The sequence below is a fragment of the Frigoribacterium sp. 2355 genome, assembly GCF_054060695.1.
This window is the reverse complement of sequence record NZ_JBSSDL010000002.1, coordinates 317,244-333,487: the sequence shown is the minus strand read 5'-3', so window position 1 is coordinate 333,487 and position 16,244 is coordinate 317,244. Positions and strand designations below refer to the sequence as shown.

The 16,244-nt window shown below is 71.1% G+C and carries 13 protein-coding genes and 3 tRNA genes; 4 read left to right on the top strand and 12 right to left on the bottom strand.

The annotated features are described in order from the left end of the window. Positions 1 to 21 precede the first annotated feature (21 nt). Positions 22 to 95: transfer RNA gene (locus tag ACVJ1F_RS04435), tRNA-Met, on the bottom strand. Between the two features lie 52 nt (positions 96 to 147). Next, a tRNA-Thr gene (locus ACVJ1F_RS04430) sits at positions 148 to 219 on the bottom strand. Positions 220 to 345: 126 nt separating this feature from the next. Here ACVJ1F_RS04430 and ACVJ1F_RS04425 point away from each other — a divergent pair. Then, a complete protein-coding gene (locus tag ACVJ1F_RS04425; RefSeq protein ID WP_456884907.1) occupies positions 346 to 918 on the top strand; it encodes a 2'-5' RNA ligase family protein in 573 nt (190 codons plus the stop codon). A gap of 9 nt (positions 919 to 927) precedes the next feature. On the opposite strand, the gene ACVJ1F_RS04420 is transcribed toward ACVJ1F_RS04425, so the two are convergent. Beyond that, entirely contained in the window at positions 928 to 1,872 is a 945-nt protein-coding gene (locus tag ACVJ1F_RS04420) for an aldo/keto reductase (protein ID WP_456884906.1), read from the bottom strand. A 129-nt stretch (positions 1,873 to 2,001) separates the two neighbouring features. Between ACVJ1F_RS04420 and ACVJ1F_RS04415 the strand changes: the two genes are divergently transcribed. Beyond that, a complete protein-coding gene (locus ACVJ1F_RS04415; RefSeq protein ID WP_456884904.1) occupies positions 2,002 to 3,726 on the top strand; it encodes a glycoside hydrolase family 13 protein in 1,725 nt (574 codons plus the stop codon). 80 nt (positions 3,727 to 3,806) lie between these two features. Here the strand turns inward: ACVJ1F_RS04415 and ACVJ1F_RS04410 are convergent, their stop codons facing one another. From ACVJ1F_RS04410 to ubiE, 8 genes are all read right to left on the bottom strand, one after another. After that, positions 3,807 to 4,973: a M23 family metallopeptidase gene (locus ACVJ1F_RS04410; RefSeq protein WP_456884902.1), complete on the bottom strand. Its 1,167-nt coding sequence runs from the start codon at positions 4,971 to 4,973 to the stop codon at positions 3,807 to 3,809. 280 nt (positions 4,974 to 5,253) lie between these two features. After that, complete coding sequence (locus tag ACVJ1F_RS04405) at positions 5,254 to 6,066, bottom strand: inositol monophosphatase (RefSeq protein WP_192124576.1); 813 nt, start codon at positions 6,064 to 6,066, stop codon at positions 5,254 to 5,256. 77 nt (positions 6,067 to 6,143) lie between these two features. Then, positions 6,144 to 6,225: transfer RNA gene (locus ACVJ1F_RS04400), tRNA-Tyr, on the bottom strand. Positions 6,226 to 6,363: 138 nt separating this feature from the next. Next, entirely contained in the window at positions 6,364 to 7,830 is a 1,467-nt protein-coding gene (gene cls, locus ACVJ1F_RS04395; RefSeq protein ID WP_456884900.1) for a cardiolipin synthase, read from the bottom strand. A gap of 33 nt (positions 7,831 to 7,863) precedes the next feature. After that, positions 7,864 to 8,352 (bottom strand): YajQ family cyclic di-GMP-binding protein, encoded by a 489-nt coding sequence (locus ACVJ1F_RS04390; protein WP_056047782.1) that lies wholly within the window; start codon positions 8,350 to 8,352, stop codon positions 7,864 to 7,866. Between the two features lie 105 nt (positions 8,353 to 8,457). Then, entirely contained in the window at positions 8,458 to 9,840 is a 1,383-nt protein-coding gene (locus tag ACVJ1F_RS04385) for an FAD-dependent oxidoreductase (RefSeq protein ID WP_123570526.1), read from the bottom strand. Positions 9,841 to 9,931: 91 nt separating this feature from the next. Further along, complete coding sequence (locus ACVJ1F_RS04380) at positions 9,932 to 11,071, bottom strand: polyprenyl synthetase family protein (protein ID WP_402751947.1); 1,140 nt, start codon at positions 11,069 to 11,071, stop codon at positions 9,932 to 9,934. Beyond that, complete coding sequence (ubiE, locus tag ACVJ1F_RS04375) at positions 11,068 to 11,808, bottom strand: bifunctional demethylmenaquinone methyltransferase/2-methoxy-6-polyprenyl-1,4-benzoquinol methylase UbiE (RefSeq protein ID WP_233568365.1); 741 nt, start codon at positions 11,806 to 11,808, stop codon at positions 11,068 to 11,070. The genes ACVJ1F_RS04380 and ubiE overlap by 4 nt, the downstream gene beginning before the upstream one ends. Before the next feature lie 52 nt (positions 11,809 to 11,860). On the opposite strand from ubiE, the gene ACVJ1F_RS04370 reads away from it, so the two are divergent. Together ACVJ1F_RS04370 and ACVJ1F_RS04365 are read left to right on the top strand one after the other, a co-directional pair. After that, a complete protein-coding gene (locus ACVJ1F_RS04370; RefSeq protein WP_402751948.1) occupies positions 11,861 to 13,093 on the top strand; it encodes an isochorismate synthase in 1,233 nt (410 codons plus the stop codon). Continuing rightward, the gene (locus ACVJ1F_RS04365; protein WP_456884896.1) at positions 13,090 to 14,499 is read left to right on the top strand and encodes an MFS transporter; all 1,410 of its coding nucleotides are present in this window, start codon (positions 13,090 to 13,092) and stop codon (positions 14,497 to 14,499) included. The genes ACVJ1F_RS04370 and ACVJ1F_RS04365 overlap by 4 nt, the downstream gene beginning before the upstream one ends. Before the next feature lie 7 nt (positions 14,500 to 14,506). Here ACVJ1F_RS04365 and ACVJ1F_RS04360 read toward each other — a convergent pair whose 3' ends face one another. Beyond that, positions 14,507 to 16,204, bottom strand: coding sequence for a cell wall-binding repeat-containing protein (locus ACVJ1F_RS04360; RefSeq protein WP_456884894.1), 1,698 nt, complete (start codon positions 16,202 to 16,204; stop codon positions 14,507 to 14,509). Positions 16,205 to 16,244 lie beyond the last annotated feature (40 nt).

Sequence of the window (16,244 nt, the reverse complement as noted above, 5' to 3'; positions counted from 1 at the left end):
GTGAGAGATCCGGGCCTGCGGTAGCGAGGGCGGGACTTGAACCCGCGACACCACGATTATGAGCCGTGTGCTCTAACCAACTGAGCTACCCCGCCGCAGGCTGCAGGCCCTGCCGGCATCACACCGGGACGGGACCGAGACAGCCAGAGCCCCGAGTCAGGATTGAACTGACGACCCCTTCCTTACCATGGAAGTGCTCTACCACTGAGCTATCGGGGCGTGACCACCAGGCGAGCGACCGGGGCCGCTGCCGATTGGCACCAGACAAGGGTAGCAGAGCGAACGGGCTGCTGACGCCACGTGCCGACCCGGGCCGCCGAAGGCCCCGCGGGGCAGGATCGACGGGTGCACAGCCTCGAACTCCTGCTCGACCCGGCCTCCGACGGAGCCGTCCGTGACGAATGGCGCGTGCTGTCCGCGGCGGGCCTCCCGTCGCAGGGCGACCACGCCGGGGCGTCGAACGCGCCGCACGTCACCCTGGTGGCACGACCCGACCTCGACCCGGCCGCCGACCCGCGCCTCCTGCCCCTCTCGGAGGCGCTGCCGATGCCCGCCGAGCTCGGCGGGCTGCTGCTCTTCGGGTCGCCCCCGCGCGGGCTCGTGCTCGTGCGACCCGTGGTCGTGACGGGAGAACTGCTGGACCTCCATGCCCGGGTGCACGAGAGCCTGGGAGGCGCGGGGGACGTCCCGCACACCACGCCCGGTCGGTGGACCCCCCACGTCACCCTCGCGTCACGCCTGACACCCGACCAGGTGGCCCGGGCCCTCGACGCCCTCTCCGAGGCCGGCGTCCCGTCGACCCGGCCGGTCGTGCTGTCCCGGCTGCGGCGCTGGGACCCGGGCGCACGGACGATCGTCCCGCTGGGTCCCGTCGCCGCGGACACGGAGGCGGATGAGAGGGGCGGCGCCGGGCGCTGACCCCGGACGTCAGGCGAGCGGACGCGAGGCCGCCTCGAGCGACGCCAGGTCGCCCTCGGTCAACTCGACCCGGGCGGCGTCGAGCAGACCCTCGAGCTGGCGGGGGGTCCGGGCGCTGCCGAGTGCGCCGATGACGTTGTCGCGCGAGGCGAGCCACGCGACGGCCACGGCGCCCGGCTCGACGTCGAGACGCTCGGCGATCTCGACGACGACCTCGAGGGTGCCCTGGTTCTGCGGCGTGACGTAGCTGAGGGCCCGGCTGCCCCGGGGAGAGTCCCCGCGGCCGGCCTCGTGACGGTACTTGCCCGTCAGGAACCCGCTCGCCAGGGACGAGTGCGGCAACACGGCGAGGTCGTAGTGGTCCACGATGGCGGCGACGTCGTGCTCGTACTCGCCCCGTCGCACCAGGTTGTACGCGACCTGGACCAACCGGAACGGGTGGAGTCCGTCGCGGTCCGCGATCGCGAGGGCCTGCCGGAGGCGCGCGCCGGTGTAGTTGGACGCCCCGGCGCAGAGGATCTTGCCCTCGTCGACGAGCTCGCTGAGCGCGCCCACCGTCTCGTCCAGCGGTGTCTCGTCGTCGTCGAAGTGCGTGAAGTAGAAGTCGACGTGGTCGGTGCGCAGACGGCGCAGCGACGCCTCGACCGCCGCACGGATGCTGGCACGCGACAGGCCGGGGGCGTCGGGGTGCTGCCCGCACTTGGTGCTCAGCAGCACCCGGTCGCGGTTGCCCGGTCGGGCGAGCCACCGGCCGATGATCGCCTCGGACTCGCCCCCGGAGTTGCCGGGCAGCCACGCCGAGTAGACGTCGGCCGTGTCGACGACGCGGCCGCCGTCGTCTGCGAAGAGGTCGAGCACCTCGAGGGCGGTGGGGGCGCCGACCGTCCAGCCGAAGACGTTGGTTCCGAGCGCGAGCGGGAACGGCCGGGTGCCGGCGGGCAGGTCGGCCGTCACGAGATCGGTCGCAGGGTTCAGGATCGTGCCAATCGTGTCGCGGGTGTTCGTCCCGGAGGTCCCCCTCCGGGCTGTCCTGACCACGACCGTAGCCGATGCCGCGTCGGGGGCCTGCCGTATCGTGGCCTCATGTCCACACGAGATCCGGCCGAGACCGACACGCTGACCCCGACCGCCCCCCTCGAGGGCACCGCGACGACCGCCGACCAGGGCCACGAGTGGTGGCGCACCGCCGTCATCTACCAGGTCTACCCGCGGTCGTTCGCCGACGGCGACGGCGACGGCGTCGGCGATCTCCCCGGCATCACGACGCGACTCGACGCCCTCGGCGAGCTCGGCGTCGACGCCGTCTGGCTGTCGCCCTTCTACACCTCGCCCCAGCGCGACGCGGGCTACGACGTGGCCGACTACCGGGACGTCGACCCGCTGTTCGGCACCTTGGACGACTTCGACGCCCTCCGCGCCCGGGCCACCGAGCTGGGCCTGCGGGTCATCGTCGACGTCGTGCCGAACCACACCTCGAGCGACCACGCGTGGTTCCGCGAGGCCCTCGCCTCGCCGGCCGGTTCGGCCGCCCGCGGTCGCTACCTGTTCCGTGACGGCCGCGGCCCCGACGGCGACCTGCCGCCGAACAACTGGCAGTCGGTCTTCGGCGGCCCGGCGTGGTCCCGCGTGACCGAGGCCGACGGCCGACCGGGTCAGTGGTACCTGCACCTGTTCGACTCGTCGCAACCCGACCTCGACTGGACGAACCGCCGCGTGCGCGACGAGTTCGTCGACGTGCTGCGCTTCTGGCTCGACCGCGGCGTCGACGGGTTCCGGGTCGACGTCGCACACGGCATGGTCAAGGCCGAGGGCCTGCCCGACTACACGCCCCCCGCCGAGTCCGGCAGCATGGGCGGTGGCCAGGGCGAGTCCGCTCCCCCGCCCTACTGGGGCCAGGAGGGCGTCCACGAGATCTACCGCGAGTGGCACACCGTCCTCGCCGAGTACCCGGGCGACCGGGTGCTCGTCGCCGAGGCCTGGGTCGAACCGCTCTCGCGTCTGGCCGACTGGGTGCGCCCCGACGAGATGCACCAGGCGTTCAACTTCGCCTACCTCGAGACCGGGTGGTCCGCCCCGGCCGTCCGCGAGGTCGTCGACGCGTCCCTCCAGACCTTCTCGAGCGTCGGAGCCCCCAGCACCTGGGTCATGAGCAACCACGACGTCGTCCGGCACGCCAGTCGGCTCGCCCTGACGGCCGAGAACCCGCAGGGGTACGGCATCGGGCCGAAGAGCGAGGGGCTGCCCGTCCCCGAGCTCGGGTTGGCCAGGGCGCGAGCCGCATCGGCGCTCATGTTGGCCCTCCCCGGCAGCGCGTACCTCTACCAGGGCGAAGAACTCGGCCTGCCCGAGGCCATCGACCTGCCCGACGACTCCCGGCAGGACCCCACGTGGTTCCGCACGGACGGGGAGCGCTACGGCCGGGACGGCTGCCGTGTGCCGTTGCCGTGGTCCGCGACCGAGCCGGCCTTCGGGTTCAACGCGACGGGCGCCTCCTGGTTGCCCCAACCCGCGGACTGGTCGACGTACGCCCGGGACGAGCAGCGGGGCGTCGCCGGGTCGACGCTCGAGCTCTACACGCGGGCGCTGCGCCTCCGTGCGGAGCACGAACTGGGTGCGGGAACGCTGACCTGGCTCGACGGCTTCGGGCCCGAGGTGGTCGCGTTCCGCAGCCAGGGGGTCACCGTCGTGGCCAACATGGGCGACGTCCCCGTCGAGCTCCCCGTGGGCGACGTCCTGCTGGCCACCATGGTCGTCGACGGGCCGGCCCTGCCGGCGAACGCGACGGTCTGGCTCGCCACCACGTCGTAGGCGCGGCGACGACGGAAGAGCCCCACCTGGCGACAGGTGGGGCTCTTCTCGTGCGTGCCGCGCGGACGCGGGACCACGGCTCAGTTCGTGTTGGCCTGGAGCCAGGGATACGGGTCGACGGGCACGCCGCCGATCACGATCTCGAAGTGCAGGTGCGCCCCGGTGCTGTTGCCCGTGCTGCCGACCTTGCCGATGATGGTACCGACCGTGACGGTGTCGCCCTCGCGGACCTCGACCGAACCGGTCTGCATGTGCGCGTAGACGCTGGTGACCTTCTGGCCGTTGACGACGTGGTCGATCCAGACGTTGTTGCCCAGGGCACCGGAGGGGCCGTCGACCTTGCTGACGACGCCGTCGGCGATCGCCTGGATCGGCGAGCCGGCACCGGGGACGAAGTCGAGACCCTGGTGGAACGTCGAGCAGAAGCCGCAGTTGGCGACCTGGCGGGCGCCGAAGCCGCTGCTGATCGGCACGCCCGTCTGGAACGGCCACTGGACCGTGCCGTCGACGTCGTTCGAGAACGTGCTGGCACTCGTCGAGGCGTACTCGGAGACGGCCTTCATCTCGGTGACCGAGTAGCCGTCGCGGGAGACGCCGGCCGTGCCGTCGGCCGAGGGTGCGGTCGCCGTGTAGCTCTGGGAGTCGGCGGCCTTCTTGGCGGCCGTCTGCGTGGGGGTGTCGACGAAGAAGGCGTTGGCGGGCACCGAGGTGGCCACGAGCATGGACGCGGCGAAGAGCATGGCTCCGACGACCGTGACGCGCTTGGTGGTGCGCCGGAAGGTCGCCCCGGCGGTGCGGGGCGCGCGAACGGGCGCCTCGAGGCGAGCCGCGGGGCGCTGTGCGCGGGCCTTCGCTGTGCGTCCGGCAGCTGCGGGACGGGTGCCGGAGTCCGCACCGAGACGAGCGGCTCGTCGCGGCGAGACGTGCTCGGTCGCCGCGGACGGGCCAGTCGCGGGCCGGGCCTCGGCGGCGGGCTCGGCGACCACGCGGGCCGCAGTGCTCGTAGCGGCGGCAGCCGTCGTGGGGGCGGAGGTCGTGGTGGCGGCGGAGGCCGTCGCGGTCACGGGCCGGGCCGCGCGGCGTTCGGCCTCACGGGCTTCGCGACGGGTGAGGTAGACGGGCGCGTCGGCCACGACGGGGACGGTCGGAGCGACACTCGGCGAACCGGTGCCCGTGAGGTCGTCGGTGGCGCGACGCGACGGGGTTCCGTCGCCGTCGGGCTCGGCGATCTGCTGGTACTTCGTCACGTGTGATGGGTCCTCGGGGTGATCGGGATCGGACGGTGGGCGCACCGTCGTCTTCACGGCCGTCACTGGTGATCGTGGCGCGAGCTGCGCAGGACCTTCGGAAAGAGCCCTGGCGGAGTGCGTCACGCGATGATCACGGATCAATAACGACCTCACCAGGGTAGCCGGTCGATGAACGAATGGCTACCCGCATTCGGGTGTCGTCGCCGATATTCACCGTTGATCTACGATATGACAACGCACAACGACGCATGTTGACGTCTTGCTCTGGGTGCTCCGGTCAGATCCCTGCCTCGACGACCAGGGCGGCGAGGTCCTGGGCGATGGCAGGGGCCGCGACGAAGGTCAGCGACTCGCTGGGGGCCTGACCGAGCTCCCCGCGGACGACGGCGCCTGCTTCGGCGGCCACGAGTGCGCCCGCCGCGTGGTCCCACGGCTTGAGTCCTCGCTCGACGTAGGCGTCGACCCGTCCCGCGGCGACGGCGCAGAGGTCGAGCGAGGCCGCCCCCAGGCGCCTCAGGTCGCGAACGCGCCCCACCACCCGGACCAGCGCCTCCGCGTGCTCGACCCGACGTGCGGCGTCGTACGAGAACCCGGTGGCCAGCAGGGACGTCTCGAGGGAGGCCGGAGCGTTCACCTCGAGGCGACGCCCGTCCAGCCACGCGCCGCCGCCGACCGACGCGGTGAAGGTCTCGCCCGACGTCGGGTTGACGACCGCTGCGGCGAGGGTGCGCCAGGTGAGCGGGTCGGGACCGCCCTCGACGACGGCGATGCTCACGGCCCACTGCGGGATGCCGTAGAGGAAGTTGACGGTCCCGTCGATGGGGTCCACGACCCAGGTGAGTCCCGTGGTCGAGTCGTCGGGTTCGCCCTCTTCTCCGAAGAAGCCGTCCCCAGGACGCAGCTCGGCCAGACGGCCTCGGACGTACGTCTCGACCTCTCGGTCGGTGTGCGTCACGACGTCGACGGCGCTGCTCTTGGTGTCGGCGACGACGACCCCCTCGGAGCGGCGGAGGGCCGCGAGCTCGGCGGCCTCACCCGCGACGGCGACGGCGATCTCGAGCAGCTCGGCGGGGGTCGGGGTGACGGACACGGGTCCTCCTGGGGGGTGGGTGGCCCGGTAACGCAAGAACGGACTCGACGAGCGAGTCCGTTCTTGAGGGGCAACCGTGGCAAGTGAGGGATTCGAACCCCCGAAGGCTACGCCGGCTGATTTACAGTCAGATCCCTTTGGCCGCTTGGGTAACTTGCCATGCACGCCCAGCCCGTGTGATCACCGACCGGAGGCGCCAGACAAATATACAGCCTCGGGAGCCCCCTCACGACCACTCGCCCTCAGCGCCCCGCCGCGCGGACCGCCGGCCGGCGATGGACCTCGCGGACAGGTGGACTACTGGACGGCGGAGGTGAGGCGGGCGACGTTGTCGAGGACCTTCGAGCGGAAGGGCCGCACGAGCCAGTCGTCGAGGAACAGTTCGCGGCTCGAGGCGCGGTAGGTCTGCTCGACCTCGCGCAGCCGTTCGACGAACTCGCGTCCGCGCACCATGACCGAGATCTCGAGGTTGAGGCTGAACGACCGCATGTCCATGTTGCTGGAGCCGATGACCGCGACCTCGTCGTCGATCGAGAAGTGCTTGGCGTGCAAGACGGTCGGCGAGCGGTACAGGAAGATGCGGACCCCCGACCGCAGCAGGGCCTCGTAGTACGAGCGCTGCGCGTGGTAGACCACCGGCTGGTCGCCGATCTCGCTGACGAAGAGCTGCACCTCGAGCCCGCGCTGGGCCGCGGTCGTCACGGCGTAGAGCATCGACTCGTCGGGCACGAAGTAGGGGCTCGTGATGATGATGCGCTCCTGCGCGCTGTAGAGCAGCGAGTTGAACAACCGCAGGTTGTTCTCACCGTCGAAGCCCGGCCCGCTCGGCACCACCTGACAGTCGATCGTCTCGAGCCGGTCGGCCGTGTGCACGGGGTCGGTCTCGCGGAGCAGCAACTCGTCGGTCTCGCTGTACCAGTCGGTGACGAACAGGGCGTTGATGCCGGCCACGATGGGGCCCTCGAAGCGGACCATGAAGTCTTTCCACTCGAGGCCGCGGCGCTTGTTCTTGCGTTTCTGGTAGCTCTTGTCGACCATGTTCTGCGAGCCCGTGAAGGCCACCCGGCCGTCGATCACGAGGAGCTTGCGGTGGTTGCGCAGATCGGGCCGCTGGTACCTGCCCCGCAGCGGCAGCACGGGCAGCATGAGCTGCCACTCCACGCCCATGGCGTCCAACCGCCGTCGGGCCTTGCGGTACCCCGGGTATCCGCGGCTGGCGATGTGGTCCATGAGCAGACGGACCGTGACGCCCCGTCGACGGGCGTTCTCGAGCGCCAGGAAGAACGGCTCGGTCGTGCGGTCGAGGCTCGTGATGTAGAACTCGGCGTGGACGTAGCGGTGGGCCCCGTCGACCGCCTCGACCATCGCCGCCATGGATTCGTCGTAGTCGGTGTGCATCTCACCGGTGTTGCCTCCGACGAGCGGCATCGCACCGAGCGTGCGGTTGAGTTCGACCACCGAGTCGAGCCAGGCCGGCCACGGGTGGTCGCGCTTGACGCGCTCCATGCCCTCGGTCGTCTCGATGATGTACTTGTTGATCTCGGTCTGCTTCTCACGACGACGCGCGGGCAGCTTGGTGCTGCCGATCAACAAGAAGAGGACGAACCCGACGTAGGGGATCAAGAAGATCGCGAGCAACCACGCGGTGGCCGTCTGGGGCCGCCGGTTGATCGGGACGTAGACGATCGCGAACACCCGGATGGCGATGTCGAGCACGATGCCGAGAACGGCGATCGTCGGCGCCACCCAGGCGGGTTCGACCATGGACGGGACCTCGGAGCCGTGAGCCGCGGGTGACTAGCGGAAGTTGACGAACTGCAGGTCGACGTCGAGGTCGGCCTTCTTCAACAGCGCCATGGTCGCCTGCAGATCGTCACGACTCTTGGACTGCACGCGCAGTTCGTCGCCCTGGATCTGGCTCTTCACGCTCTTCGGGCCCTCGTCGCGGATGATCTTGCCGATCTTCTTCGCCGCGTCCTGCTCGATGCCCTGCTTGAGGGACGCCTCGATGCGGTACTCCTTGCCGCTGGCGAAGGGCTCGCCGACGTCGAGGTGCTTGAGGCTGATGCTGCGCTTGATGAACTTCGACTCGAGCACGTCGAGCACGGCCTTGACGCGTTCTTCGGTGGCGGCCTTGAGCAGCAGCTTCTCGCCGCTCCAGTCGACCGAGGCACCGACACCCTTGAAGTCGTAGCGCTGCTCGATCTCTTTCTGCGCCTGGTGGAGGGCGTTGTCGGCCTCCATCTTGTCGACCTTGCTGACCACGTCGAAGGAACTGTCTGCCATGGGGACCACCATACCGACGACCGACGAGGTCGGTGACGACCGCGCGCCTCCTCGGTTCCGCCGTCGAGGGGAGCCGAGGAGGCGCGCTACGGGCGACCGAGGACGTCAGGCGGGCGTCGACTCCGTCTCGACGGCGCGCGAGACGCGCACCATCTCGTCACGCTCCACGACCTTGACCCGGGCACGCTCGTGCTCGTGGGCCCCGCCGAGGGCGATCTCGTGCCCGTCGAGACGGTGCCAGCCCTCGAGGTCGGTGTACTCGACGCCGCGCTGCTCGAGCAGGGCCGGGATGGCCTCGTCGGACGGGTCCACTGGCTGCCACCAGCTGGCCTGGTCGTTGATGAGGTGCTTGACGGTCTCCATCGCGTCGCTCTTGGTGTGCCCGATGAGGCCGACGGGGCCGCGCTTGATCCAGCCGGTGGCGTAGACGCCGGGGACGATCTGGTTGTCGTCGTCCATCACCTGGCCCTCGTGGTTCGGGATCACGCCACGACGCTCGTCGAACGGGATGCCGTCGAGCGGAGAGCCGAAGTAGCCGACCGCGCGGTAGATGGCCTGGATCGGCACGTCGCGGAGCTCGCCCGTGCCCTCGACGCCGCCCTGCCCGTCGGGCCGGGTGCGCTCGTACCGGAAGGCCGCGACGCGACCGTCGGCGTCGCCGACGACCTCGACGGGCTTGGCGTAGAAGTGCAGGTGCAGGCGACGCGACGCCGTCCCGACCTCGCGCTGGCGCCACTGGTTCAGCACCTTGTCGATGACGAACACCTGCTTGTTGGTGGCGATGGCCGTCTTGGACGCCTCGTCGTGATCGAAGTCCTCGTCGTAGACGATCATGTCGACGTCACGCACCTCGCCCAGCTCGCGCAGCTCGAGCGGCGTGAACTTGACCTGCGCCGGGCCCCGGCGTCCGAAGACGTGCACGTCGGTGATCGAGGACTGCTTGAGGCCCGCGTAGACGTTGTCGGGGATCTCGGTGGGCAGCAGGTCGTCGGCGTGCTTGGCCAGGATGCGGGACACGTCGAGGGCGACGTTGCCGACGCCGACGACGGCGACCGACGTCGCGTCGAGCGGCCAGGTGCGGGGGAAGTCGGGGTGACCGTCGAACCAGCTGACGAAGTCGGCCGCGCCGTAGCTGCCCTCGAGGTCGATGCCGGGGATGTCGAGGTCGGCGTCCTTGATGGCACCGGTCGAGAAGATGACGGCGTTGTAGTGCTTTCGCAGGTCGTCGAGCCCGATGTCGACGCCGTAGCGGACGTTGCCGAAGACCCTGATGTCGCCGCTGTCGAGCACGTCGCGCAGCGCGTTGACGATGCCCTTGATGCGGGGGTGGTCGGGGGCGACGCCGTAGCGCACGAGACCGTAGGGGGCCGGCAGCTGCTCGAAGAGGTCGATCGAGACGTCGAAGGCCTTCTCGGCCTTCGCGAGGATGTCGGCGGCGTAGATGCCGGCCGGTCCGGCGCCGACGATGGCCAGTCGCAAGGTGGTCACGGGTTCTCCCTAGATCTGGGGTGGCTCGGCGGGGCCGGCCGGTTGGACGATGGTGCTCGAGGACGAGACGGACGAGGAGGCGCGGCGCCGGTCAGGCGGACCGCTCGACCACGCGGTCGGCGAAGCGGGTGAGCGCCTTCTTCACGGGCCCGTCGGGCAGCGGGGACAGGGCGTCGAGGGCTTCGCGGGCCCACCGGTGAGCCTCGACCCGGGTGCGTTCGGTGACCTCGTGCTCACGGACGCGTCGGACCAGGTCGGCGAACTCGTCGTCGAGGTGGGCCGTCGCGTCGGCGAGCGACGCCGACGTGCCGCCCTCGAGGGTCGGTTCACCGCTCGACCCGTGGGCCGCGGCACGCGTGGCGTCGACGATGCGGTCGATCTCGGACAACAGCGACGACGCCTCGAGGTCGGCCTGCGCCAGCTGCCGCAGGTACAGCACCGGGAGCGTGACGACGCCGGCCCGCAGGTCGGTGCCGGCCTTCTTGCCGGTCTCGGCGGGCTGGTCGGACAGGTCGATGACGTCGTCGATCAGCTGGAAGGCGATGCCGATCTTCTCACCGAACTCGGCGACGGGGGCGAGGTACTCACGCGGTGCCCCGCTGAACATGACGCCGGCGCGGGCGGCGGTCGAGATGAGCGACCCCGTCTTGTCGGCGAGCACGTCAATGTAGTGGGCGATCGGGTCGTCGCCCTCTCGTGGGCCGACCGTCTCGTGGAGCTGACCGAGGCAGAGCCGTTCGAAGGTCTCGGCCTGGAGCAGGATGGCCTCTTGGCCGAGCCCCGACACGATGGTGCTGGCCCGGGCGAACAGCAGGTCGCCGGCGAGGATCGCGACGTTGTTGCCCCATACCGTCTGGGCGCTGGGGACGCCGCGACGCATCTGCGCCTCGTCCATGACGTCGTCGTGGTAGAGCGAGGCGAGGTGGGTGATCTCGGTGGCCTGCGCCGAGGCGACGATCCCGGGGGTCGCGCCGTCACCCAGCTGGGCGATGAGCAGCGTCAGCGTCGGCCGGACGCGCTTGCCGCCGGCCGCGAGGAGGTAGCGCGTCGTGGCGTCGGCGATGTCGTCGGCGAAGGCGATCTCGCGCAGCAACCCCTCTTCGACGAGTTCGAGCCCGTCGTCGACCGCGGCCACGAAACGACGCTCGGTCGGCGTGGCGAACAGCTTCTCGCCGAGGCCGAGCGAACGACCCAGCGAGTTCCGCTGCGCAGGAGGGGCGCCGGCGTTCACGACGTGGCCCGCTTCGACCGCGAGGAGGAGCGCGCGGCACCCGACGCCGGCTTGCGACCCCGGTGCAGGGCGACGATGCCGAAGCTGAGGTCGCGGTGGGCGACGCGGGTGAACCCGGCGCCGCGGATCCACTGGCTGAGGACCTGCTGCTCCGGCCACTGCTCGATGGACTCGGCCAGGTACGAGTAGGCCGGGCCGTTGCTGCTGGTGACCTTGGCGACGAGGGGCATGCCGTACTTGAGGTAGGCCCGGTAGGCGGCGCGCAGGAGACCGAACGGCGGAGTGGAGAACTCGCAGACGACGAGGCGGCCACCGGGCTTGAGCACGCGGTTCATCTCGGCCAGCGCGACCTTGGGCCGGTTCACGTTGCGCAGCCCGAACGAGATGGTGACGGCGTCGAACGTGTCGTCGTCGAAGGGCAGCGACTCGGCGTTGCCCTCGACGAACTCGAGCTCGGGGTGGCGTTCGCGGCCGACCTCGACCATGCCCTTCGAGAAGTCGAGGGCGACGACCTCGGCACCCCGCTGCGCGATGGCCGCCGAGCTGGTGCCCGTGCCGGCTGCGATGTCGAGGACCTTGTCGGCCGGACCGGCACCGATCGCCTTCACGGTGGCGATGCGCCACAGGACGGCGTTGCCCGCCGAGAGCACGTCGTTCGTGCGGTCGTAATGGCGCGCGACGCCGTCGAACATCGAGGCGACCTCGTCGGGTTGCTTGTTCATGTCGGCCTTGGTCACGATGGTGGATACTACCGTCAAGCACTGGGGGTGTCCCGAGTAGGGTCGACGAGTGAAGTCCCCCGCGTCCCGCGCTCCGTCACTCGCCGTCCGCACCACGCGAATCGACCACGTCAGCCCGTTGCTCGACGTCGTCGACCGGGCGCGTCCGCTGGTCTTCGTCCGCGGCGGGGCGGGCATGGCGGGCGTCGGCGAGGCCCTCCGTCTCGAGTTCTCCGGGCCCGACCGCATGACCGAGGCCGCCGACGCCTGGCGTGCCGTGGCGGCCGCCGCCACGGTGCACGACGAGGTCGGCGTGCCCGGTACCGGGTTGGTCGCGTTCGGCTCGTTCGCGTTCGACGACGAGTCCGCCGAGACGAGCGTGCTGATCGTCCCGAGCATCGTCATCGGACGGCGCGACGGGGTCGCCTGGATCACGAGGGTGGACGACGCCGAGCTGCCCGCGGGGAAGCCGGTCGGCGCCTCCGTCCGCCTCTCGCTGGCCGACGGCGCCCTCGACGCCGACGGCTACGCGACGGCCGTGGCCCGGGCCGTCGACGCCATCGGCGCCGGTCGGGTCAGCAAGGTCGTGCTCGCACGCGACCTCGTGGGCACGTTGCCCCCCGAGGCCGACCTGCGCCTCGTCGCCGCCACCCTGCTCACCGCGTACCCCGACTGCTACGCCTTCGCCGTCGACGGACTGATCGGGGCCAGCCCCGAGACGCTCGTCAAGTCCGAACGGGGAGAGGTGTCGGCCCGGGTGCTCGCCGGCAGCGCGGCCCGTGGCGTCGACGCGGCCACCGACGAGCAGGCCGCCCTCGCCCTGGCGACGTCTCCGAAGGACCTCGACGAACACGCCTTCGCCCTGCGCAGCCTGTTGCTGTCGCTCGGACCGCACGCCCGAGACGTCGTGACGGGCGAGCAGCCCTTCACCCTGCGCCTCCCCAACCTCTGGCACCTGGCCAGCGACGTGCGGGGCCGCCTGACCGACGGGTCGAGCTCGCTCGACCTCATCGCCTCGCTGCACCCGACGGCGGCCGTCGCCGGCACCCCGACGCAGGAGGCGCTGGCCCTGATCCGAGAACTCGAACCGTTCGACCGTGGTCGCTACGCGGGGCCCGTCGGCTGGGTCGGCGCCGACGGCGACGGCGAGTGGGCCATCGCCCTCCGGTGTGCCCAGGTCGACCGGGACGGCTCGGTGCGGGCGTTCGCGGGGGCCGGCGTCGTCGCCGAGTCCGTGCCCGAGAGGGAGGTGGCCGAGACGGCCATGAAGTTCCGCCCCGTGGTCGACGCCTTCAGCCGATGACCGCGCCCGCCCCCGCGACGACGTGGTCGCGTCCGGTCGCCCTCGTCGTGGCGGCCGCGTTCTTCATGGAGAACCTCGACGCCACCATCCTGTCGACGGCGACCGCCACGATCGCGACCGACTTCGGCGTCCAGCCCGCGCAACTCGGACTCGCCGTGACCGGCTACCTCGTCGCCGTGGCGGCGTTCATCCCGCTGGGCGCCTGGCTCGCCGAACGCTGGGGCGCCCGCCGCGTGTTCCTCGCGGCCGTCGTGCTCTTCGTCCTCGCCTCGGTCGCCTGTGCCGCGAGCACCGACCTGGTCGCCCTCACGACCTCCCGGGTCGTGCAGGGCTTCGCGGGCAGCATGATGGTGCCGATCGGCCGACTGATCGTCCTCCGCAGCACCGAGAAGTCCGAGCTGATCCGAGCGATCGCCTACCTCACCTGGCCCGCACTCGTGGCTCCGGTCGTCGCGCCGCTGCTCGGAGGACTGCTCACCGAGCACCTCGGCTGGCAGTGGGTGTTCCTGGTCAACGTCCCGGTCGGCCTCGCGCTGCTCGCGGTCGCCTGGAGGGTCGTCCCCTCCCCCGAGGTCGGTGACCGTCAGCCTCTCGACCTGGTCGGTCTGGTGCTCGTGGCGGGATCGATCGTGGCACTGGTGCTGGCGTTCGAACTGCTCGGCGAGCCCACGACGCTCGTGCCGGGCGTGCTGCTGGCCGTCCTGGCGGTGGTGCTCGGCCTCGTGGCCGTGCGGTGGTTCCGTCGGGCGGCGCACCCGTTGCTCGACCTCACGGCCTTCCGCATCGGGTCGTTCCGCGTGACGAACCTCAGTGGATCGCTCTACCGGGCCGTCGTGAACGGCATCCCCTTCGTCGTCCCGCTGCTGCTGCAGGACGGTTTCGGCTGGTCGCCGGTCGAGGCGGGACTCATGCTCATGTGGGTGTTCGTCGGCAACCTGGCCGTCAAACCGTTCACGACGCCGCTGCTGAAGCGCTTCCGCGTGGTGCCGATCATCGTCGTCGCGACGGTGGCCCTCGCGGCGACCTTCGTCGGGGCCGCGCTGGTCGGCCCCGACACCTCGCCGGTCGTCGTGGCGGGGGTGCTGCTGCTCAGCGGCGTCTTCCGGTCCGTCGGCTTCACGGCCTACAACACGCTGCAGTTCGCCGACGTCCCGGCCGAGATGATCGGGCCCGCCAACGCCATCGCGTCCATCACGAGCCAACTCGCCGTGGGGCTCGGCGTCGCCGCGACGGCGCTGGCCGTCCGCGTGGCCGACCTCGCGATCTCGACCGACGGCCCGGCATCCGCGGCGTCCGGGTACCAGGCCGCGTTGATCGTGCTGGCCGTGCTGGCCCTGCTCAGCCTGATCGAGGGGCTGCGGCTGCCCAAGGGGACCGGCGACGCGTTGCGGAGCCGCGCCTCCTGACGTCCGGTCAGCGACCGCAGACGGCCAGCGGGACCTCGTTGGCGGCCCCCAGCACCGCCGGTCCCCCGACGAGGACGACCTCGAAGACGCGGGCGTCGAGCACGGCTCGCTCCGTCGCCGGCGGGACACAGTCTCGCTCGCTCAGGACGAGCGAGGCACCTTCGCGGGCGGCGACCGCACCCGCGACCAGCGCATCGGCGAATCCCCGACCGCTCGCCACGAAGATCGTCTCGGAGTCACCACCGACGAGTGCGGCGGCCGTCTCGTAGCGATCGGCTCCGGCGCGACGCTCGGTGACGAGAGACGGCTCCTGTTCGACGAGACTGGCTTCGTACGCCCGGGAGATGCTCGCCGTCCCGCCGACGAGGATGGCCCGGGCCTTGCCCAGCTCGACCATCAAGGCCCTCGTCGGAGCGTCGGCGGCCGACTGAGCACCTCGGACGAGGACGACCGGGGCGTCGTCCCGATGAGCGGCAGGACCTGCGGCCAGGGCATCCGGGAACGCCTCACCCGTGGCGAGGTAGATCCTCTCGCCGGTCGACGAGCCGAGGAACGAGTGACGCGCCACCAGGCGCGAGGTCTCGTAGCGGTCCGCTCCACCGAGCCTCGTGATCGCCGGTTGCCACGAGGCCAGCTGCTCGTAGACCTGGGCGGAGACCGCGGCCGGCCCACCCACGACCACGATGCGCTCGGGGGCGAGGCGCTCGATGACCGCCACGGTGGCTGCGGGGAGGGCATCCCGGTCGGTCATCGCGAGGGCCCCGCCCTCGTGGGCTGCCGCAGGGCCCGCGCTGAGCGCGTCCGGGAAGTTCAGCCCGTTCGCGACGTAGAGGACGGGGACCCGAGGCGTGGCACCGTTCGTGGAAGGAAAGCCCCAGGGCGACGACAGGACCGCCGCTCCGGTGCCGAACCGGTCGTCCCCGGCCACTCGTGTCGACGTGAAGGTCCGTTCGGTGAGGACGACGTCGAGACCGGTGATCTTTTGTCCGGGGCCGATGACGATGTCCTCGGCGTCGGCGAACCGCCGACCCGCCGGCCAGTACAGGTCGTCGTGGACCCTCGATGACTGCGAGGACCCGTCTCCGAAGCTCAGGCGATAGGTGCCCGGGCGCAGGAGGGGGAACTCCCAGCGACCGTCCTCGCTCGCCGTGGACTCGTAGCCCTCGTCCGCGTACGCGCCGGTGGCCGGGTTCTTCCACCAGATCGTCACGTCGGCGTACGGCAGCGGCACCGTCCTCCCGTCGACGACCGCCGACACCTGGCCCGACAGGAGCTGGGACAGGAGAAGCGGGAGATCGCCGACCGAGGCCGCCGACCCGTCGGCGGGAACGTCCACCCAGAATCGCGGGGACCCATAACGGTACGGACCGGGATACGGCGCTTCGAGCGTGACGTACCACCGACCCGGCGTGACTCCGGTGAACGTGAAGGTCCCGTCGGGCCGACGCTCGAGCGAGGGGACCGGGACCTCTTCCGGGGCGGTCCCGGGTGAGACGGCCGTCAACCGACCGGCGGACGACGGCACCATCGAACCGTCGGCCGTCTGGGCCGTGACCCGACCGGTGATGCTCCCGATCGGCGTCGTGCCGAGCGGGGCGGCGCCGGCCGGGGCGACGACGAGCCAGGACGCGACGACGGCGACGACGAGAGCGAGGGAGAAGACCACCGCGGTAGGACCGCCACGGAGGGGCGAGATGACGAGCATGAGGCATTGTCAGGGACCGGGGGACCCGTGAGCAACACGC